Consider the following 20558-nt stretch of genomic DNA (forward strand, 5'->3'; position numbering starts at 1 on the left):
CCATGCCCTGGATACAACTCCAGATCCCGGCTGATCCGGACAACGCGGATCAGCTGGAGGATCTGCTCATGGAGCTCGGCGCCGACGCCGTCTCCATGGAAGACGCCGCCGACCAGCCCCTGTACGAGCCCGATCCGGGCACCACCCCTCTCTGGAGCCAGACCACGGTCACCGGCCTGTTCCAGTCCGACCGCGACATCGAACAATTGTGCGCCGCCGTTCAGGACGCCTGGCACCAGCAGACCCAGCAGTCACTGTCAGACATCGAGGTCACGCTGGTTGAGGACAAGGACTGGGAGCGGGCCTGGATGGATGACTTCCAGCCCCTGAAATTCGGCGAGCGGCTCTGGATCGTACCCAGCTGGCACGACGCGCCGGATCCGGATGCGGCCAATCTTATGCTGGATCCCGGACTGGCCTTCGGCACCGGCACCCATCCCACCACTGCCCTGTGCCTGGAATGGCTGGACGGGCAGGACGTTCAAAACAAGGACGTCATCGACTACGGCTGTGGCTCCGGCATTCTGGGCCTCGCCGCCCTGCTCCTTGGAGCGCGCCACGTTACCGGGGTCGACACGGACCAGCAGGCACTGGAAGCGAGCCGGGAAAATGCCCGTCGCAATGGGGTCCAGGACGACCTGCTCGACCTCTACCTGCCGGAACATGAACCCGAGGACACCTGCGATGTCATGCTGGCCAACATACTGGCCCAGCCACTGATCGGACTTGCCCCGCACCTGGCGACGCTGACGCGCCCGGGTGGCCACCTCGTCTTGTCCGGCATTCTGTCCAACCAGGCCCGTGAGGTCATGGAAGCCTACGATCCCTGGTTCATCATGGACGAACCGGAACAACGCGAAGAGTGGATACGCCTCACAGGACGACGCAGGGACAGATGACGGGCCCGGCATTACCGACTAAACTCCGACATTTGTAGTACAAGCCGCTTTCAGGAACGAAGCATGACCCAGAGCAGCCTGCAGACCCAGTGCCCCAAATGTCAGACCCGCTTCCGGGTCACCGATCAGCAACTCGGCGTCGCCGGGGGTAAAGTGCGCTGCGGGAACTGCATGGAAGTGTTCAACGCCATCGACCACCAGATCCGGCCGGGGGCCAAGTCTTCTGCTACCGCCCAGACCAGTCCTGCGACATCGACGACGTCCGAAGAGGACTTCGTGTTTGCCGACAACCCGGAGGAGGATGCGGAGGAAGGTCGCTATGCGGGTTCGAAACTGACCTTCTCCGAAGACGAATTGAGCGACAGCTTCCGTTCCATCGACGAGCAGTCCACGGCCGATTTCAAGGACGCGGACGAACCGTCCGAACACGAGGAGGTCGATGAGAGCTGGGCTGAAGCCATGCTGGATGAGCCTGAAGTCCCGGCTCGCCGCCAGACAGCCCCCAACCCGGAACCCTCGCCCCGTCCAGAGGAACCGCCCCGGCAGGCACCGCCTCAAGAGTCCTTCGAGCCAGAGCCGGAACCAGCATCATCGGAACCGACAACCGAGGCTCCGTCCTCTCCCGAACCCCGGGAACCGGAATTTCACGTCGACCGGGATCAGGATCGCGTCGGTGAACCCGTGCGCTCGGGTGTGCCATTCGGTGATCTCAGAACCGAGCCGGTGGCGGTGGATACGCGATCCGGCTCGGGCCTCCGAAAGATCCTGTGGAGCCTGGTGGTCCTGGCGCTTATCGGGGTTCTCGTGGCCCAGGTGACCTGGTTCCAGTTTGATCGCCTATCCGCCATCCCGGAGCTCCGCCCCTTCTATGAGAAGGGCTGCGAGCTGGCCGGCTGTACCCTGAAGCCTCTGGTCAACGTCGACGCCATCCAGAGCCGGAAGCTGGTGGTGCGCACGGATCCCGAGAACCGCACCCAGTTGCTGGTGGATGCCGTCATCATCAATCGCGCCAGCTTCGAGCAACCGTTCCCGGCCATCGCCCTGACCTTCTCCAATCTGAACGGGGACGTGGTGGCCCAAAGCGTGTTCACACCGGAAGAATACATCGCCGGAGATGCCAAAGAGCTCGATACCATGCCGGTCAACACGCCGGTCCGGATTGCCATCCGCATCCGGGATCCGGGGCGCGATGCCGTTAACTACAACCTCAGTTTCCGCCCCTACTCGCCGTAAACATGGCTATCACCCCGGGTTGACCGGATACCCGGGGCCACTGAAGCGAACAAAAGTCAACCAGAAAGAACGAAAAATAATCAGCTTTTTTCGCTGTCAAGCCCCTTCAATCCGGCCAACGGCAACGGTATCATTACCGCCCTCCGGAAAAGATCGGTCATTAATTAACCAGCCGACTCTATCCGACTCTTGCTAAACCCGCTGTGACACGGACTCAGATCATGCTGCCAACGGCAAAAATCGGGCCGTACACCTTGCCCAATCCGCTGATTGTTGCACCCATGGCGGGTGTAACGGATCGCCCCTTCCGGCTGCTCTGCCGCAGACTCGGGGCGGGGCTTGCGGTATCGGAAATGGTGATCGCGGATAGCAAGCTCTGGCATACGCGCAAATCACGCACACGCCTGAACCACGACGGAGAGCCGGAACCCCGCTCGGTCCAGATTGCCGGCGGCGATCCGGAGATGCTCGCCGACGCAGCGAGGCAGAATGCCGAGTTCGGCGCCCAGATTATCGACATCAACATGGGATGCCCCGCCAAGAAGGTCTGCAACAAAGCGGCCGGCTCGGCGCTCATGAAAGACGAGGCTCTGGTGCGCGACATCCTCGAAGCGGTGGTCAATGCGGTTGATGTCCCGGTGACCCTGAAAATGCGGACCGGCTGGGACGCGGACAACCGCAACGCGGCGGTCATCGCCAGAATGGCCGAAGACGCCGGCATCCAGGCCCTGGCCATTCATGGTCGCACGCGGGCAGACAAGTACAACGGCGATGCCGAGTACGACACCATCGCCGACGTCAAGTCGCGGGTCAGCATTCCGGTTTTCGCCAACGGCGACATTACCTCGCCGGAGAAGGCGCGGCAGGTTCTGACGCACACTGGTGCCGACGGACTCCTGATCGGCCGGGGTGCACAGGGGCGGCCCTGGATCTTCCGGGAAATACTGCATTACCTGGAAACCGGAAAGCATCTGCCGGAGCCGGATCTGGACGAAGTGGAAGCCCTGCTGACCGAACACCTGACAGAACTCCACCGGTTTTATGGTGAGCTGATGGGCGTGCGTATCGCCAGGAAACACGTGGGCTGGTATCTGCAGTCCCACGATCGCAGCAAACAGTTTCGCAAACGCTTCAATGCCATCGAAGACGCGTTGGAGCAGAAAGACAGTATTGAACAGTACTTTGCAGGCTTACGAAATGGAGAGGTATTCGCAGCATGACCGCTGAGACTTTGGCAAATGAAAACCTGAGCACCCCGGCAAACGATGATCTTCATCAGTTGCAGACAGTGAATAGCAGTGGCAACACCGTCACCCTGCGTGACAGCGTGGAAGTGGCCCTGAAAAACTACTTCTCGCAACTCGATGGTGCTCCGGTGAGCGACGTCTACCAACTGGTTCTGTCGGAGGTCGAAGCGCCTTTGCTGGAGCAGGTGATGAAATACACCCGCAACAACCAGACCAAGGCGTCGACCATGCTGGGGCTGAATCGCGGCACCCTGCGCAAGAAGCTGAAGCAGTACGGTCTGCTATAATCTGACCCGCCCCAAGGGCCTCCCGGATCACGTTCGCGAGGCCCTTGTTCGTTACAGCGAGGCCATCGTCGCCCCGCCATGTTATCCGGCTTATCTGACCAGCGAAGAAAGTGACCATGTCAAACCAGGCAAACACCCCCGTCCGCCGCGCCCTTATCAGTGTTAGTGATAAAACCGGCATTGTCGATTTTGGCCGCGACCTGACCGAGCGCGGCGTAGAGCTTCTTTCCACCGGCGGCACGTTCCGCCTGCTCAGGGAAAACGGCGTACCCGTCACCGAAGTCTCCGACTACACCGGCTTTCCGGAAATGATGGACGGACGGGTCAAAACCCTGCATCCGAAAATCCACGGCGGCATACTCGGTCGCCGGGGAACGGACGACGACGTCATGGCCGAGCACGGCATCGATCCGATCGATATGGTGGTGGTGAACCTCTACCCATTCGAGGAAACCGTTGCCAACCCCGACTGCGACCTGGCCACGGCCATCGAGAACATTGATATTGGTGGCCCCACCATGGTTCGTGCCGCTGCCAAGAACCACAACGACGTTGCCATTGTGGTCAACGCCACGGATTACGGCCGCGTGCTGAAAGAACTGGACAACAACGACGGGCAGCTTACCCACGCCACCCGTTTCGACCTCGCCGTCAAAGCCTTCGAGCACACTGCAGGTTACGATGGCGCCATCGCCAACTACCTTGGCGGACGCACGCCCGATAACGACAACGCCGACTTCCCACGCACCTTCAACGCCCAGTTCGTGAAGGTTCAGGACATGCGCTATGGCGAGAACCCGCATCAGCGGGCCGCGTTCTATGCCGAGCGCACCCCGAAGGAAGCCTCTGTCGCCACCGCCCGCCAGCTCCAGGGCAAGGAATTGTCGTTCAACAACGTGGCCGATACCGATGCCGCCCTTGAATGCGTGAAACCCTTTGCGGATCCGGCCTGCGTGATCGTCAAGCACGCCAACCCCTGTGGCGTGGCCATTGGCGCGGACATTCGCCAGGCTTACGATCTTGCCTTTGCCACCGACCCCACCTCGGCCTTTGGCGGCATCATCGCCTTCAACCGTGAGCTGGATGCCGACACCGCCAGGGCCATCATCGACCGGCAGTTCGTGGAGGTGATCATCGCGCCCACCGTTGCACCGGAAGCGGTTGAGATCGTGGCGGCCAAGAAGAACGTACGTCTGCTGGCCTGCGGCGAGTTCGACGCAGAGCGGGCCAAGGCGCTGGATTTCAAACGGGTGACCGGCGGTTTGCTGGTTCAGGACCGGGACCTTGGCATGGTGTCCATGGACGATGTAAAAGTCGTGACCGAGCGCCAGCCCAGCGAAGAGGAACTGAACGACCTGCTGTTCGCCTGGGAAGTCGCCAAGTACGTCAAGTCGAATGCCATTGTCTACGCCAAGGCAGGCCGGACCATCGGTATTGGCGCCGGTCAGATGAGCCGGGTATACAGTGCCCGGATCGCCGGCATCAAGGCCGCCGACGAGAACCTGGAAGTGAAAGGATCGGTGATGTCTTCCGACGCTTTCTTCCCGTTCCGCGACGGCATCGACGCCGCCGCCGAAGCCGGCATTACCGCGGTGATCCAGCCGGGCGGTTCCATGCGCGATCAGGAAGTCATCGACGCCGCCAACGAACACGGCATTGCCATGGTCTTCACCGGCATGCGCCATTTCCGTCACTGAGGAGCTCACTGAATGAACATTCTGGTTATCGGAAGCGGCGGTCGTGAACATGCCCTGGCCTGGAAGGCTGCCCAGTCTCCGCTGGCAGAGACGGTTTTCGTGGCGCCCGGCAATGCCGGTACAGCGCGCGAACCGGGCCTCGAAAACGTCAACATCGACGTCATGGACCTGGAGGCTCTGGCCGATTTCGCAAGCGACAACAATGTCGGCCTGACCATCGTCGGTCCCGAAGCTCCCCTCGTCGCCGGCGTGGTCGATCGTTTTGAAGAGCGCGGTCTGCGCATCTTCGGCCCCAGTGCGGGCGCCGCCCAGCTGGAAGGCTCAAAGGCGTTCACCAAGGATTTCCTGGCCCGCCAGAAGATTCCGACGGCGGCCTACGGGAATTTCACAGATGTGGATGAAGCCCTGGCATATGTCCGTGAGCAGGGTGCGCCCATCGTGGTCAAGGCCGATGGCCTGGCTGCCGGCAAGGGTGTGATCGTGGCCATGACTCTGGAAGAAGCGGAATCGGCCATCCGGGATATGCTGGCGGGCAATGCATTCGGCGACGCCGGAAGCCGCGTCGTGATCGAGGAGTTCCTCGAAGGCGAGGAAGCCTCCTTCATCGTGATGGTCGACGGCGAGCACGTGCTGCCGATGGCCACCTCACAGGACCACAAACGGGTGGGTGACGGCGACACCGGCCCAAACACCGGTGGCATGGGCGCCTACTCGCCGGCCCCGGTCGTGACCCCGGAGGTTCATCAACGCATCATGGACGAGGTAATCTATCCGACCGTCCGGGGCATGGCGGCGGAAGGGCACCCCTACAAGGGTTTCCTGTACGCCGGGCTGATGATTGACGCCAGTGGCGCTCCGAAGGTTATCGAGTACAACTGCCGCTTCGGCGATCCGGAAACCCAGCCCATCATGCTGCGCATGAAGTCCGATCTGGTGGCGCTCTGCCAGGCAGCGGTAGACGGCAAGCTGGACCAGTGCCAGTCCGAGTGGGATGACCGCGCCTCGGTAGGTATCGTACTCGCGGCGGGCGGTTATCCGGGCAGCTATAACAAGGGAGACGCCATTTCTGGCTTGCCGGAATCCGAAGTGGGCGGGGAAAAGGTGTTCCACGCGGGCACGAAACTGGACGGCGATACAGTGGTCACCAGCGGCGGTCGGGTACTCTGTGCCACCGCGCTCGGACAGACCGTGACCGAGGCCCAGAAACGGGCCTACACCCTGGCTGCGAAAATCCATTGGGATGGTGCATTCTATCGCAAGGACATTGCCTACCGGGCAATAGCCCGGGAAGAAGGCTGATCCGGATGGAAAACAGAGCCCGGTCAATGACCGGGCTTTTTTATGCCTGAATCCCTCTTTATCCGGCTGTTTTGACTACAACCACTCGACAAAAAAGGGTAGCCTTGGCAAGCATTTCCTTTTTGTAATGAAACGTCGGTGCCATGCCCGAAGCTCTCTGGATTTCCTTCGCGTTTGTTCTTGGTCTGCTGGTCAAAGGCGTCGGCCTGCCACCCCTCGTGGGCTATCTGACGGCCGGATTCCTGCTGAGCGGACTTTCTTCTGCAACCGGCCTGATCATTGAATCCACCGAAGTTCTCGGCCACATCGCCCATGTCGGCGTCCTGCTGCTGCTGTTTACCGTCGGCCTCAAGCTCAAGTTACGCTCTATCATCAGTCCGGAAGTCATTGGCGGCAGCCTGCTCCACTTCGCCATCACCTGCCTGGTTCTGACCCCGGCCCTGCATCTTCTGCTGGCCCTGGACTGGACAACGGCGCTGATGCTGTCGATTGCCCTGTCATTTTCCTCCACCGTCCTGGCCGCCAAGGTTCTGGAATCCAAACGCGAACTGCGAGCCTTTCACGGACGGGTCGCGATTGGCATCCTGGTCATGCAGGATCTGCTTGCCCTCGCGGTGATGAGCCTTGCAGCGGGACAAACGCCGTCGCAATGGGCCCTGATCGTTTTCGGACTGCCCCTGTTGCGCCCCATTCTGTTCCGACTGCTGGATGCCAGTGGCCACGACGAATTGCTGGTCCTGCTGGGACTGCTACTGGCACTGGTATTGGGAGGCTATGGTTTCGAGTCGGTCGGCCTGAGTTCCGAGCTGGGGGCGCTGGTGTTTGGCGCCATGCTGGCCAATCATCCCCGTTCCCAGGAACTCTCCAAGTCTCTGTGGAGCGTCAAGGAAGTCTTTCTCGTGGGCTTTTTCCTGCAGATCGGCATCGGTGGGCTGCCGGACACCCAGGCCCTGTTATTCGCCGTTGCCGCGGGTTTGCTGCTTCCTCTCAAGGGTGTGCTGTTCTTTTTCCTGCTGCTGGCCTTCCGGCTTCGGGCCCGCAGCGGCTTCCTCAGCGCCCTGGCACTGACCAACTACAGCGAGTTCGGGTTGATCGTCGCGAGTATCGCTCTGCCCCAGTGGCTGGTTCCACTGGCGCTTTCAGTAGCCTTGTCATTCCTGGTGTCTGCCCCACTGAACCGCATCGCCCATTCGCTCTATGAACGTCTGGCCAAACGCCTGGGGCGCTTCGAGTCGGACAAGCACCACCCGGACGAGCAGCCAATCTCCCTGGGCAACACCCGGGTCCTCATTATGGGGATGGGGCGTACCGGCACCGCGGCCTATGACTGGCTCAAGGAAAGCGAGCCGCGCCTGATGGGACTGGATTCGGATCCCGCGAAAGCCCGGAAACACCAGCACGAGGGCCGGAACGTGGTATTCGCCGATGCAGAGGACACCTCCTTCTGGAACGGCCTGCACATGCCCTCGGTACAGTCGGTGATCCTGGCACTCGGTGACATCGAGGGGAAACTGATCGCCGCGCGCAGCCTGCGAAAAATGGGTTTTCGCGGCTACATCGTCGCTCATACCATGTTCGAGGATGAAGCGCATCAGATCCGAGAGGCCGGCGCCAACGACGCTTACCTCACGATGAACGAGACCGGCGTCGCTCTGGCCAGTCATATCCGGAACCTTGCCCACCCTGCTCCAACGACGCAGCCCCGACAAGCGGACTAGACGGCACAGGTCCGGAAACCGGTGAAGACGTCGTTTCGCGAAGGCAGGTAAGCCTGCCGGTAGGTGCCGCGGATCAGGCAGGAGGAGGTGGCACAACTGCCACCCCGGGTCACCTTGTGGTCGCCGAACTGCAGCGTCGACATGAACGGATACATATCGACCCGGAATCCGTCGTAGGGCAGGAACTGACTGCTGGTCCACTCCCACACGGACCCGATCATCTGTCGGCAACCAAAGGGGCTTTCGCCATCCGCGTAATCCCAGACCGGATTCTGCGCCTGACTGCGGGCATCGAGATCGGCTCTGGCCGGACCGGGCGACTCATTACCCCAGGGATAGCGGCAAAACGGCTGCCCCGGCCGGTTGGCCAGCGCCGCCGCCTCCCACTCAAACTCCGAGGGCAGACGCCGGCCCGCCCAATTACACCACGCTTCCGCTTCCCAGTAGCTCACATGGGTGACCGGCGCATCGGAATTCAATGGCTGCCAGCGATCGAAGAGACGTTCTTCCCACCGATTGTCGTGCCAGCGCCAGTACAGCGGATGGCGGGGCTGACGCATCAAGGGCTCGGCGTAACCGTGCACGAGCGCCATATCCTGTTCCGTTTGCAGCCACGTTCGACCACCAAACGACCACAGCTCCGGACGCTGATAACCGCCATCCTCAACAAACGCCAGGAAGTCTCGATTGGATACCGGCGTACGCCCGATGCGGAAGGCCTCCAGTTCCAGCTCAAACCCCGGCTTCTCGTTGTCGAAAGCAAAATTCGATGTCGCGTAATCCGCAGCGTCCCCGGGCATGCCTATGAGCCAGCGACCGGCCGGGATGTCGACATCGCCGGACAGCGGTTCCGACGGCGCAGGGCGATCCGCTTTGACATCTTCCGGTGCCGGATAGCCGACCGTCTGGCGACACCAGATCAGGGATTCGATGTGCATGTTCTGATGGAAAATCGCGTAGCGGTAGAGATAGAGCTCCCGGTCGGACAGCGGCTCTCGCCGGATGCGGTCCGCCACCCGGTCGTAGATGGTGTTGAAGTAGGACAGGGTTCGCTCCCGCCCCGGAAAGAGATCCTTCCGCCAGCGATCCCGGTGGGCGACGTGAAAGGAATCCCACAGATCGTCCATGGAGGGATCGTAACTCGGGGTGCCGTCCAGCAGGTTGAACACAAAGACCTCGTAAAAGAAGGCGGCGTGCCCCATCTCCCAGAGCGGAGGATTCACCCCCGGGTGATAGGGCACATCCAGTTGTCGATCCGACAAAGACGTCACCAGATTGATCGTGCGATGCCGGGCATTTTCCAGATCCGCCAGCAGGCGTTCCCGAGACCACTCAACAGGTTTCATCAGCCTTCCTCTCCTCTACCGATCGCTCATCCTGGCCGGCCGGATGTCGATGCGGTTTACAGTTATCGTCCCTGCCGGGTTTGCACAATTTCCTAACTGCCCGGCCGCCGGCATTAATAGCCAATGTGGCACACAAACTGAATATACGTATCCTGCACGAAACGGCCCAAGCAGTAACACCGTATTCAACAACGCCGCACTGTTCCATTCAGGCAACTCTTCGGGAGTCTCGCCATGACCCAAAAGCGGCTGCTTGTCTGGTTGTCGGCAGATCCCCAGAACATTGATCAACTCGCACCCCTGCAGGCGGATTGGGACATCCTTCCGTTCGACTACCGACAGCCGCTTCCACTGAAGGCCGAGGTTCCGTCGGATGCGCTGGTTGGACTGGTACAACCGGGTCCACTGGAAGAATCCGAATGGCCCAGGCTGGAATCCTGGCTGGAAGCACTGGACCTCAGTGCCTGGATTGCCCTGTTACCCACCCTGCCAGCGCCTCAGAGCCCGGTCAGCCAACTGGTGCGACGATATTGCGCGGATTTTCACACCGAGCCCCTGGACTACCGTCGGCTTGGCAATGTGTTAGGGCACCTGCACGGCATGGCCAGGCTTCGCTCTGCCGCCGCGATAACCGGAATACCCGACTACCGCACCATTGTGCTTAACGGACAGTCCGACCGGATCCGTTCCGTGCGGCTTTTATTGCGCCGGTTTGCTGAAAGCGATGCGCCCGTGCTGATCACCGGAGAACCCGGCACGGGCAAAGATGCCGCCGCGCGTTTCCTGCATGACCACTCCCCGCGAGCCTCTGGTCCATTCGTCGTCGTCAACTGTGCCGCGTTACCGGCCAGTCTGACCCAGAGCGAACTGTTTGGCCATGAAAAAGGCGCCTTTACCCACGCCCTCAGCCAGCACCAGGGCAAGCTCGAACTCGCGCATCAGGGCACGCTGGTATTTTCGGGAATTGACGAATTGACGCTTGCCCAGCAGTCCTCATTGCTCCGGTTTCTTCAGGAGGGACAGATCGAGCGGCTTGGCGGTTCAAAGTCCATTCAGGTGGACGCCCGAATCGTATCAACCTGCTGCACGCCGCTGCCCCAACTGATCGAGGAAAAGCGCTTTCGCAGCGATGTCTTCTATCGCATTGGCAGCCTGGAAATCCGGATGCCACCACTGCGACAGCGGGCCGATGACATTCCGGCACTCACAGACGAACTCCTGACGGCCATCGACGGCGGGGAGCACCCACTGGGAGTCAGCAAGGCGGCCCGACAGGCCCTGATGACCCACTCCTGGCCCGGCAACGTCCGAGAGCTCCAGAACCGATTGCGTCAGGCCCAACTGCTTCACGAGAAAGCGGTCATCCAGCCCCAGGATCTGGGCCTGTCATCCATCGGGCCCGGAACGGATCAGAGCATAGCGACACTGACGGCCTTCCGTGACCGGGCCGATCGGGAAGCTCTCGCCTACAGCCTGGCACTGACCCGCCACAACGTATCCGCCGCCGCCCGGCTCCTCGGCATTTCCCGGGTGTCCTTCTACCGCCTGATGGAAAAGCACAACGGCAACCGGCTGCGACATCCACAAACGCGACAGAAAGGAAGTCCGTCATGAACCAGAAAGCGCTTTGGCTCATCCCACTGTTCTCATTGAGTCACTCCATGCTCGCCCACGGAGCGAGGGCCGACGAGGACGCACCACCGACTCCCACGGACCCGGAATTCAGGACTTCCCCGGACGAGGGTCATGATCCAGCCATCGATGTCGCCTCAATCACCGTCGACCGGGGCATCGTTACAAAACCCGGCCGGTTCACCATAGAACCCGCCCTCTCCTATGCCCACAGCAACTCCCTCCAGGTGGCGGTGGAAGGCTATACCGTCATTCCAGCCCTGCTCGTGGGCCTGATCAATATCTCGGAGATACAGCGGGATGTGTTCGTCGCAGCCACAACACTGAAATACGGTTTTACCAGTCGCTTCGAAGCCGCGCTCAGGGTTCCCTATATCAGCATCACGGAGGATCTGCGGGAACGGGAAGCCTTTCAGGGAACGCCGGTCGACACGCTAAGGGAATCGTCCGGTGACGGGCTCGGGGATGTGGAGCTCTCCATGCGCTACCAGTTGAACGATGGTCTCGAAGGCTGGCCGTATGTCATCGGCGTCTTCCGGGTGAAGGCTCCGACCGGCGACGGACCTTACGATGTCGATCGACAAACCGTATTCGACAGCAGCGGAAATCCCATCGGTGTGGAACTGGCCGAGCGCCCAACCGGCTCGGGTTACTGGGCCTACGAGCCTGGTTTCACCTTTATCTATCCCTCTGACCCCGCCGTGCTGTTCGGGAACCTCAGTTATGTCTGGACCCAGAAAGAGGATGAAGGGCCAGAGAATGGCGGCACCATCGATCCCGGAGATGTGATCCGGTTCGGCTTCGGAATGGGCTTCGCATTCAACGAGCGAACTTCGTTCAGTCTGAGCTACGATCATTCCATCATTCGAAAAACCACGTATGAGCAGAACAACGACCTGTTCGATGCCACCTTTGATCGGATTCAGGTAGGTACCCTGACCTTTGGACTGTCCCAGCGACTGTCCTCCGACACCAGTCTCTCTCTGTCGGTTGGCGTTGGGGTGACTGAGAGTGCTCCGAGCACCGAGATCACACTGAAACTGCCCATCAGCCTTTGAGACTGATGGGCAGACTTACGGAAGGATTGGAAGGGAATTACGGATGCCCTGCGGTAATCGGTAGGCCGCCCCCAGATTGTTCAGCTCGATGTTGAGTTTCTGGATATTCTGGATGACCGAGCCATCAAACCGGTTCTGGATGACCGTCATCCAGTTTCCAGCATTCATCTGGCTGGACACCAGCGCCCCCACAGCGGACACCGACTGGCTGTCCCCCGGCGCTGGCCCCGACACATCGACCGGCGCGCCTGGTTTGAGCGGCTTCGCGTTTCCGGAAGCGCTACTACCAGTGTTCACAGGTTCTGCCAAACCCGATTGGGTGTCGAAAGGCGGCGTTACAATAACCACCGTCCCCTGAGGCTGGGCATCTGCCAGGACCTGCTCCACCCGCGCAGCGATTCTGCCACCATCAACAACCTGATTGAGATTCGGAATCGTGAGTCGGTTGAGCACGAGGGTTTGACCATCCACCGCCACCAACTGCTCAAGGCCGATGGCAATCTGAAGGTTGTCCAGCCCCACAAATCCGCCTCTCAACTGGGCCAGTTCGACATCGTCAAGAGGCTGCCCAAAAGCGTCCGGCATTGCGGCGTGGGACATTGACACGTTTGCCAGCGTCAGGCTCACCGCAACGACTATCCCTGAATAGATACTGTGTTTCATGTTTTTCACCATTCCCTGGAAGAGGGCCAATAGGGCATGGAGTGGCCAATACCTGGCCCCTCCTCCGCCGCGGAAAAAGGAGCCTTGGCCAGTGGAGGCCAATCGCCGGCCTGGTAGAAACTGGATCGCCCCTGGGCAAGGTGACTGCGGATGACAAAGGCGGCCCCATCCCATTGGCGCTCAAAGACACTCCGGGCATATTCCTTGATGCCCCGGGCCGGATCGCCCACCAACACGGACTGATCACTGATACCCTTGATGATGATGAAATGCCGGTACCCGTCCAGCGTGACCAGCGCGATGGCCGGTAACCGGATCTGTTCCCGAAGTCCTTTGAGGGGCATCCGGAAACCGTCCGCCACATAACCCCGATGCTCCAGAAACCGCTTCATATCCAGCATCGAAAAACCTTCCCGGCGAACCTTCTCAACATCTGCCAGTTCAAGCATCCCGGAAAACACGTCCTGCTCCGAAACCGGATCCTGATAATGATAGGTCAACAGGGACGCCACGGCGGCAGAACCGCAACTGAAGTCATACTGCTGGCGCATGATGGTGCTGAATCGCTGCGCCTGGTAGCTGGTCACGTTGACTTCAATACTTCCGGACATTCCGGGCACCCAGACGGTGCCCCCATAGGCCGTGGACCAGAGCATCGCCAGCACTCCGGCCATTACCGTTGCCATACGCGATACCATGGTCCACCCCACTTACTGGTTGATTAGAACGTTGATCTGGGTACTGTCCTGAATAACCACCTGGTTACCCGTATTCTGGATAACCGTGGCGATACCGTTCATGTTCTGGAACGCATGATCGGTAATCCGATTGTCGCCTGTGGTGACGTTCCCGGAGAGAACATTGTTTCCGACCATGGCATTCTGCTCGGCATCGTTGAGTTGCCACTGCACCGGCAACCCCTGCTTGCCGCTGGAATGCTCCAGCTGATCGGAACTCATTGGCGTCAGCGCCAGCAACTCTTCCGCTACCACCGACTGCGCACCCCAGATGAAAACCATCACCAATACCGACAGCCACCCGATGTACTTGACCATGACACACCTCCCGGCAGGGCCGGGCCGCACCCGAAACCGGATGCGGCCGGTTGCCATCAGTTGGTGCCACCACCGGCGGTCAGGTTCGACATCACGCTGACATTGGCCTGGGTCACACTGCCCACGCCGGCGTTCTGAGCAAACGCGCCGACACCGGTGAAGTTGGCAGAGCCTCCAGAAATCTCATTGGAAGCCCGAGCCTCGGTGTAGGAACGCTTGCCGTTTGCGTCACCGTAGGTCACGTTGGTGCCACTGACGGAGCCATTCAGCTCGGCATCATTCATGAACACCTCCATCGACATGTGCAACTCTGTGGAACTGTTATCCGAGTTGTCACTGTTGTCGGTGTTATAGGAACCAGCAACGTCGGTGGAGTTATCCGAATTGTCCGAATTATTGGACGCATCGGTATTACCACTGTCGGCGGTGTTGTACGAATCGTTCGTACTGTTGTTCGAATTATTCGAAGCATCGGTGTTGCCGCTGTCGGCAGTGTTGTTCGAATCGTTCGTGCTGTTATTCGAATTATCGGAATTATCCGAATTGTCCGATGCATCGGTATTGCCACTATTGGCAATCTTGAAGGCATCGTTCAGGCTGGTGCTGTTATCCGAGTTGTCGGAGTTATCGGAATTATCGGTGTTGTCCGAGTTATCCGAATTATCGGAGTTATCCGACGCATCGGTAGCAATTTTGAACGAATCGTTCAGGCTGGTGCTGTTATCCGAACTGTCGGAGTTATCCGAATTATCCGAGTTGTTCGAGTTGTCGGTCTGGGCAGTATTGCCACTGTCCGCCACGTTGGTGCTGTTGTTCGAATTATCCGTCGCCGTATTGGTGGCGGTGGAATTGTCATTCCCGGAATTGGTATTCCCGGACTCACTGTTGGTAGTGGTCGTGGCTGTGGATGTGTCGTTAGCGTTCGTATTGGGACTACCATCTCCACCCTGATCCGCAAAGGCTTATCCGGAAACACCCATGCTCAAAGCAATGGCAGCAGCTAGCAGATTTTTCTTAGTGTTCATGATGTCATTCCCTTTACACGTGTTGGCTTTTTAAGGGATCCGACCCAACCCTGGAACGGGTAAGCCAAGGTCCTGTCCCGCAGGTGAATGCAGCGATTCTTGTGCCAACCAGACCAGGCAGTCATTATGTTGTTGTTTTATATTTATTTTTCCAGATACCGAACCTGGAAACCGAAACACGTATACGCCTGAACTGTTCCGCTCATGAAACAGTGAGAAGCGAGATTAGTTCACTAATGCAGGTATTCCCGCCAAGTATCAGAGAGATGCGTCAGTTAACAAGGTGTCAAAAAAGAAAACGACCCGGAATGACACAGTTTTTTACCCGACATACCCAACTTTGGGGATTCACCGATATCAGCATCCTGACACTCTTGACCTCTGATCGTCCGTTAGGCGCATTTGGAGACTTTACTCATGAGTATGTTCAAACAGTTACCTATGGCTCTTGCTGTTTCATCGGTCATTGCCCTCACCGGCTGCGGAGGGGGATCCTCAAGTTCTGATTCAGATTCGGATACAACGTCGAGTCAGACTATCAGCGGCACCGCGTCCGCTCCTGCCGGCACCGTGGCCCAGCTGCAATCGACCAATCCGCTTGAAATCGCAATGAGCTTTCTGATCAGCCCGGCTCAAGCTGAAATCACAGGCCTTCAGCCCATCAAGGGCGCCGATGTAGAGCTTATCCGTGTCGATGACGACGGCAACCAGATAGGCGATGTACTGGCAACCACGACCACCTCAATCTCGGGCGACTACGAACTGACACTGCCGACCGGCGTCAGTCTCGCCGGTAACCTCATCGTACGGATCACCGGTCAGAACGATCGCATCATGCGAGCACAGGTCGTCGAGCAGGATGTGGACATTTCCCCGGTGTCCGAATATGTCCTTCAGAGCTTTATCGACAACGGCACGGACCTGGACACCCTGGATCCGGAAAAAGTGGTCAAACTCTCCGGTAAGGTCGAGGAATTCGACCTGACGGCCGGAGCCAACCTGGACGAAATGTTCGAGAAGCTGAACGAAGTGGCCGGCGATTATGTTGCGACTCAGGTGGCCCTGATCGAAACCGACGCAGGCGACGCCACCACCATTTCCGGCAACTACCGATCATCGGCCCTCTCGTTCAACCTGCACGACTCGGATAATGCCGGTTACGGCACTTACGCGCTGGACTACTACAGCGAATTCTTCAGTTTTGACGGCGCTGCTGACGGCAGTGTCGAAGTCACCTTCTCCGGAGGCGAAAGCGCCTATTCCGGACTGGGCGGGCCGGGACTGGCCAACGCCACGGTCTACTACGAAACCGACATCTATCAAGACGAGGAAGACACCTTCAGCGCTGCCTTCAACGCAGCGAATGTGCTGGTCGTCGAGGGTGAGTTCGAGGAAGAATTCGAAGCCGGAGACGACGAAGGCTTCCGTTACCCGGCGGCCACCTATCCGCTGCAGAAGGTCAAAGGCGAAAACCTGTTCTTCGTTCAGGCTCAGGACGGCGCGGTACGTTATGCGCTGGTGGACACGGACGGCGACAGTGAAACCGACGCTCTGGACCCCTCAGAGAAGCGGGGCGATGAGGCCTTCCGTTCGATCGAAGCATTCGTCGAACTCCCCGCTAGCGCCTCCATTAGCGACATTTCGGGCGCTTATGGCCGGGTTTACCTGGCGTCCTACGTCAACGATGGCGGCCCGATCGAGGTAACCACCGAGGCAACGACACTGAATTTTGACGGGCAAGGTACGGTTGCTTTCACGGCAACGACCAGTGATCGCGTCAGTACCACGGGCTATACCAACCTGGATGAGCCTGCAAGCACATCCGGCAGCCTCCCGTACTCAGTCGACAGCGACGGCACTGTCACCGTTGATGGCTCCAAAGGCTTTGTAAACAGTGGCTTCAATTTCATTGCCTTCGGCGGCGCCTTCCAGGAAAACCTCAACAGCGCCGAGTTTGATACCACCTATATTGTCAAACTGCCCGACGCCGCGCCGGCGGTGACCGACAAGACCTATCGTCTGATGTTCCTGGGCGTAACCCCGTCCGCTAGCGAACTGGCCATCAGCACCACCCGCTTCGCTTCCACCCTGACCATGACCAGCGAAACCGAAGCAACGATCAATGCGACGACCGACGAGGTAATTCTGCCGGGATTTGGCTCCAACCTGACGTTCAACAAGGGCGAAGCCAGTATGGATCAGGCGAGTGTCAATATTGCCGCCAACGGCTACACTACGATGACTGTTGCTGGTGTTGGTGAAACCACCACGCTTGAAGGGTTCTTCAACGAGGATGGCAGCCTTGGCGTATTCCGCACGACCTACGCCGAAGAAAATGGAGACCCGACCGAGCTGGGCGTTGCGGTACTGATTGAACTGCCCTGAGCCCGAAGCTACTGAAATTACAGAAAGCCCGCAAATGCGGGCTTTCTGTAATTTCAGGAAACGGATATCAGATAGATATCAGCCAGGAACACTGCTGAAGATCACGCTATCGAATCAGACGGAGAAGCCGGGTTTTGAACGTGGGAGTAGTAACGGAATGATGGGGCGCCACTGGCCGCCGTCCCGCATCCTGTCCGGGGGACTCACTCTCGGGCTTCTGCTGTTTCTGATTGCCCTCTATCTTTCGATTCATGTGCCCTGGCTCGGCATCAGCACCGAGCCAGGCTCCCGGGGCGTTCGGATAACCGACGTGGCGTCGCAAGGCCCGCTTTCGGGGCACGTTCATCCCGGAGATGAAGTACTTTCATTGAGAACGGATCTCGGCGAGATTCAACTGAAGCCCGGGGATGCGATTGCCGAACCTGACGATGCGCCAACCTTCGACCAATACAACCGTTTCTTCCAGCGCCAGGAAACCATCTGGCAAGCCCTGAACCAGAATTCGCTTGCACTCGAGATCGCCCCGCCAAGCATGGGAGAAAGTGCCTCAGACACGGAGTTCAAGTCACGCTGGATTACCGTCCGCCCCGCTGATTCCATACCCTCTACCGCGCTGCCCACCATACTCTGGTACCAACTTCTCTGTGGCCTGGCCATTCTTTGGCTCGGTGTCGCGGCGTGGGCCTATGCCCAGTCGGAAAGGGGACCTCTTTTCTACGCACTTGCCGGTCTGGGAATGGCCGTCGGCGTTGTAGCCAGTGCGATCTACACCAGCCGCGAACTGGCACTGGCCCCAGACCTTTTCCTCACGCTGTCCAGAATCAATCAATTGGGCGCCATGATCTTTGCCGGCGCCGGCACAGCCCTGCTCTGGTATTACCCGACGCGGTTGGGGCGGTTCCGCTTTGAAGTTGTCATGGCGGCGGCCGTCGCTTTGATCCTAATCTGCAACTGGACACAGTGGGTCCAGAGCCTTGATGTTGTCGCCCGATACACGCTGATCCTCTGGGCATCTCTGGATGTTGTGTTCGCGATTATGCAATGGCGGAACACCCGGGTGGAACCCGTTGCCCGCGCCCGCCTCAAGTGGTTTGTCTACGCCTGGTTTGCCGGCGTCATCGGCTATCTCAGCGCGGTTATCGTGCCCCAGATTCTGGGGGAATCGTCACTGCTCAACCAGGAAATCGCCTGGGGACTGTTTGTGCTGTCCTACCTTGGCATCGCTCTTGGCATCGTCCGGTTCCGGCTCTTCGACCTTGATCGCTGGATTCTGCTGGGTTGGTTCTGGTTTGCCTGTGGTATTTTCGTCGTATTGGTCGACGCCCTCCTAATTCTTTGGCTCGACGTCACTTCGGCCGCAAGTCTCATGATCACGCTCGCGGTCGCTGGCTGGGTCTACTTCCCGCTACGCCAGGCCTTCCTGCGTTACTTCAAGCTCAAGCCCCGCTTTCGTCACAAACCGCAATTGCTTCCCCAGATGGTCCAGGGTGCGTTCGATGCCAGCCAATCGTTGGAGCAGCAGTGGCACCAAGCCATGCTTGAAGCTTTCCAGCCTCTGCAACGGGATCTCCAGCAGGGCGCCATTGATCAGGCGCGGGTGATCAATCATGGGCTCGGACTGGCGATCCCCCTCTTTGACGATTCCCACCATCTCAGGCTTAGCTATGCCCAGCAGGGACATCGACTCTTCGACCCGTCCGATATTGAATTCGTCGACCAGTCCCACATGCTTTTCAGTTATGCAAAAGATTATCGACGCTCCTTCAAGACAGGCGTGATGACAGAACGGGCGCGGGTCGCCCGGGACCTGCACGACGACGTTGGCGCTCGCCTCTTGTCGGTCATCTACCGCGCCGACGACGCTACGGTTGCCCAGCTGGCCCGGGACTGCCTGAAAGAGCTACGTGGGGTTATTCAGGGTTTACAGAAGCAAACGGCCTCTCTGGAACAAAGCTTCCAGAGATGGCAGGGTGAACTGGGCGAGCGTTGCGACCTGTTTGGCCTGCAACTGACCATGAGACTGGGCCGTGCCGCAGCCCGGCAGATTCTTACACCACGCACCGAACGTAACCTCGAACGCATTTTCCGGGAATTTCTGACCAACACACTGAAACACGCCAACGCCCGGCAGGTTTCTATCGCCATGGACTATCAGGACGATTTTCTAACCGTTGAATGCCGGGACGATGGGCAAGGTATCCGCTCCATTGATCTGGAACGGGCCATGGGGATCGGACTCTACGGCATTCGTGAACGGTGCGAGGAACTCGATGGACAATTGGCCTGGTTCTGCCCGATCACCGGCGGTACCGGGCTGGCGTTAAGGATCCCGTTACACAAGGAATTTCAACCGTGAAAAAAGTCTTGATACTGGAGGACCACCAGGATGCCCAGAAATGGTTGAGTCTCGCCGTAACCCTGGCTTTTCCGGGCATTGCCGTTCACTGTTGCGACCGGCTTTCCCAGGCGATTGCTCTACTGGTGGAACTGGACCCGGACCTGTGCCTGGTTGATCTTAAACTCCCTGATGGATCTGGCGTGGATTTCATAACCCATTGCCGGCAGAATCACCCGGAAATACAACTGGTGGTTACCACGCTGTTTGATGACGACCAGCACCTGTTCCCGGCCATCAACGCAGGCGCCCAGGGTTATTTGCTCAAGGAAGAACCTCAGGAGGTGATTTCACAGGCTTTGCAGGGGCTCACCCATGGCACGCCGCCACTATCCGGCCCCATCTCCCGACGAATTCTCAACCATGTAAAGACAACGATATCCCAACCGGAATCAACGGAGGAGAATGCGGACCTGTTTCTCAGCAAACGGGAACAGGAAATGCTGACGGTCATCGCGAAAGGCTACAAGACGGCTGAAGCCGCAGAACTTCTGGGAGTGAGTTATCACACGGCAGCCCGACATGTAAAAAACATCTACGGCAAGCTGGAAATCAATAGTCGTGCCGAAGCCACGCAGCAAGCGCTCCGACTGGGACTGCTCAAGGATTCATAACGCAC

General features: G+C 59.0%; 17 protein-coding genes. 12 read left to right on the forward strand and 5 right to left on the reverse strand.

The features are described 5' to 3' along the window. Positions 1-2: 2 nt before the first annotated feature. From prmA to MSNKSG1_RS12175, 7 genes are all read left to right on the forward strand, one after another. Positions 3-899, forward strand: a complete 897-nt coding sequence (prmA, locus tag MSNKSG1_RS12145) for a 50S ribosomal protein L11 methyltransferase (RefSeq protein WP_008939574.1) — start codon at positions 3-5, stop codon at positions 897-899. A 63-nt stretch (positions 900-962) separates the two neighbouring features. Next, positions 963-2132 carry a DUF3426 domain-containing protein gene (locus MSNKSG1_RS12150; protein ID WP_008939575.1) on the forward strand — a complete coding sequence of 390 codons (1170 nt, stop codon included), beginning with the start codon at positions 963-965 and terminating at the stop codon, positions 2130-2132. Between the two features lie 224 nt (positions 2133-2356). Beyond that, positions 2357-3352: a tRNA dihydrouridine synthase DusB gene (dusB, locus tag MSNKSG1_RS12155; protein ID WP_227498017.1), complete on the forward strand. Its 996-nt coding sequence runs from the start codon at positions 2357-2359 to the stop codon at positions 3350-3352. Then, complete coding sequence (gene fis / locus MSNKSG1_RS12160; RefSeq protein ID WP_008939577.1) at positions 3349-3666, forward strand: DNA-binding transcriptional regulator Fis; 318 nt, start codon at positions 3349-3351, stop codon at positions 3664-3666. Before dusB ends, fis begins: the two co-directional genes overlap by 4 nt. 116 nt (positions 3667-3782) lie before the next feature. After that, entirely contained in the window at positions 3783-5363 is a 1581-nt protein-coding gene (purH, locus tag MSNKSG1_RS12165) for a bifunctional phosphoribosylaminoimidazolecarboxamide formyltransferase/IMP cyclohydrolase (protein WP_008939578.1), read from the forward strand. 12 nt (positions 5364-5375) lie between these two features. Next, positions 5376-6662: a phosphoribosylamine--glycine ligase gene (gene purD / locus MSNKSG1_RS12170; RefSeq protein ID WP_008939579.1), complete on the forward strand. Its 1287-nt coding sequence runs from the start codon at positions 5376-5378 to the stop codon at positions 6660-6662. Positions 6663-6805: 143 nt separating this feature from the next. Next, on the forward strand, positions 6806-8380 hold the full coding sequence (locus MSNKSG1_RS12175) for a cation:proton antiporter family protein (protein WP_008939580.1): 1575 nt from the start codon (positions 6806-6808) through the stop codon (positions 8378-8380). On the opposite strand, the gene senA is transcribed toward MSNKSG1_RS12175, so the two are convergent. Beyond that, positions 8377-9726, reverse strand: a complete 1350-nt coding sequence (senA, locus tag MSNKSG1_RS12180; RefSeq protein ID WP_008939581.1) for a selenoneine synthase SenA — start codon at positions 9724-9726, stop codon at positions 8377-8379. The two genes, MSNKSG1_RS12175 and senA, sit on opposite strands and share 4 nt — an antisense overlap. 234 nt (positions 9727-9960) lie before the next feature. On the opposite strand from senA, the gene MSNKSG1_RS12185 reads away from it, so the two are divergent. After that, positions 9961-11340, forward strand: coding sequence for a sigma 54-interacting transcriptional regulator (locus MSNKSG1_RS12185; protein WP_008939582.1), 1380 nt, complete (start codon positions 9961-9963; stop codon positions 11338-11340). Further along, positions 11337-12416, forward strand: a complete 1080-nt coding sequence (locus tag MSNKSG1_RS12190; protein ID WP_008939583.1) for a transporter — start codon at positions 11337-11339, stop codon at positions 12414-12416. The genes MSNKSG1_RS12185 and MSNKSG1_RS12190 overlap by 4 nt, the downstream gene beginning before the upstream one ends. 15 nt (positions 12417-12431) lie before the next feature. On the opposite strand, the gene MSNKSG1_RS12195 is transcribed toward MSNKSG1_RS12190, so the two are convergent. The 4 genes from MSNKSG1_RS12195 to MSNKSG1_RS12210 are packed head-to-tail and all read right to left on the reverse strand — an operon-like array spanning position 12432 to position 14934. Next, positions 12432-13079, reverse strand: a complete 648-nt coding sequence (locus tag MSNKSG1_RS12195; RefSeq protein WP_008939584.1) for a hypothetical protein — start codon at positions 13077-13079, stop codon at positions 12432-12434. 5 nt (positions 13080-13084) lie between these two features. Further along, positions 13085-13777 carry a C39 family peptidase gene (locus tag MSNKSG1_RS12200; RefSeq protein WP_040886900.1) on the reverse strand — a complete coding sequence of 231 codons (693 nt, stop codon included), beginning with the start codon at positions 13775-13777 and terminating at the stop codon, positions 13085-13087. Positions 13778-13789: 12 nt separating this feature from the next. Then, entirely contained in the window at positions 13790-14134 is a 345-nt protein-coding gene (locus MSNKSG1_RS12205; RefSeq protein WP_008939586.1) for a hypothetical protein, read from the reverse strand. A 56-nt stretch (positions 14135-14190) separates the two neighbouring features. After that, on the reverse strand, positions 14191-14934 hold the full coding sequence (locus MSNKSG1_RS12210; RefSeq protein ID WP_008939587.1) for a hypothetical protein: 744 nt from the start codon (positions 14932-14934) through the stop codon (positions 14191-14193). Positions 14935-15576: 642 nt separating this feature from the next. Here MSNKSG1_RS12210 and MSNKSG1_RS12215 point away from each other — a divergent pair. The 3 genes from MSNKSG1_RS12215 (at position 15577) to MSNKSG1_RS12225 (ending at position 20553) form a co-directional block, all read left to right on the forward strand. Then, positions 15577-17544, forward strand: a complete 1968-nt coding sequence (locus MSNKSG1_RS12215) for a hypothetical protein (protein WP_040886894.1) — start codon at positions 15577-15579, stop codon at positions 17542-17544. 157 nt (positions 17545-17701) lie between these two features. Further along, the gene (locus tag MSNKSG1_RS19130) at positions 17702-19900 is read left to right on the forward strand and encodes an ATP-binding protein (RefSeq protein WP_040886895.1); all 2199 of its coding nucleotides are present in this window, start codon (positions 17702-17704) and stop codon (positions 19898-19900) included. Next, positions 19897-20553: a response regulator gene (locus MSNKSG1_RS12225; RefSeq protein ID WP_008939590.1), complete on the forward strand. Its 657-nt coding sequence runs from the start codon at positions 19897-19899 to the stop codon at positions 20551-20553. The genes MSNKSG1_RS19130 and MSNKSG1_RS12225 overlap by 4 nt, the downstream gene beginning before the upstream one ends. Positions 20554-20558: the final 5 nt, after the last annotated feature.

Source organism: Marinobacter santoriniensis NKSG1, from assembly GCF_000347775.1.
Lineage (GTDB): Bacteria > Pseudomonadota > Gammaproteobacteria > Pseudomonadales > Oleiphilaceae > Marinobacter > Marinobacter santoriniensis.

Bases quoted from the DNA above. Each gene is read 5' to 3' on its own strand.
- prmA (WP_008939574.1), top strand. From the start codon at position 3: ATGCCCTGGATACAACTCCAGATCCCGGCTGATCCGGACAACGCGGAT.
- MSNKSG1_RS12150 (WP_008939575.1), top strand. From the start codon at position 963: ATGACCCAGAGCAGCCTGCAGACCCAGTGCCCCAAATGTCAGACCCGC.
- fis (WP_008939577.1), top strand. From the start codon at position 3,349: ATGACCGCTGAGACTTTGGCAAATGAAAACCTGAGCACCCCGGCAAAC.
- purH (WP_008939578.1), top strand. From the start codon at position 3,783: ATGTCAAACCAGGCAAACACCCCCGTCCGCCGCGCCCTTATCAGTGTT.
- purD (WP_008939579.1), top strand. From the start codon at position 5,376: ATGAACATTCTGGTTATCGGAAGCGGCGGTCGTGAACATGCCCTGGCC.
- MSNKSG1_RS12175 (WP_008939580.1), top strand. From the start codon at position 6,806: ATGCCCGAAGCTCTCTGGATTTCCTTCGCGTTTGTTCTTGGTCTGCTG.
- senA (WP_008939581.1), bottom strand. From the start codon at position 9,726: ATGAAACCTGTTGAGTGGTCTCGGGAACGCCTGCTGGCGGATCTGGAA.
- MSNKSG1_RS12185 (WP_008939582.1), top strand. From the start codon at position 9,961: ATGACCCAAAAGCGGCTGCTTGTCTGGTTGTCGGCAGATCCCCAGAAC.
- MSNKSG1_RS12190 (WP_008939583.1), top strand. From the start codon at position 11,337: ATGAACCAGAAAGCGCTTTGGCTCATCCCACTGTTCTCATTGAGTCAC.
- MSNKSG1_RS12195 (WP_008939584.1), bottom strand. From the start codon at position 13,079: ATGAAACACAGTATCTATTCAGGGATAGTCGTTGCGGTGAGCCTGACG.
- MSNKSG1_RS12200 (WP_040886900.1), bottom strand. From the start codon at position 13,777: ATGGTATCGCGTATGGCAACGGTAATGGCCGGAGTGCTGGCGATGCTC.
- MSNKSG1_RS12205 (WP_008939586.1), bottom strand. From the start codon at position 14,134: ATGGTCAAGTACATCGGGTGGCTGTCGGTATTGGTGATGGTTTTCATC.
- MSNKSG1_RS12215 (WP_040886894.1), top strand. From the start codon at position 15,577: ATGAGTATGTTCAAACAGTTACCTATGGCTCTTGCTGTTTCATCGGTC.
- MSNKSG1_RS19130 (WP_040886895.1), top strand. From the start codon at position 17,702: ATGATGGGGCGCCACTGGCCGCCGTCCCGCATCCTGTCCGGGGGACTC.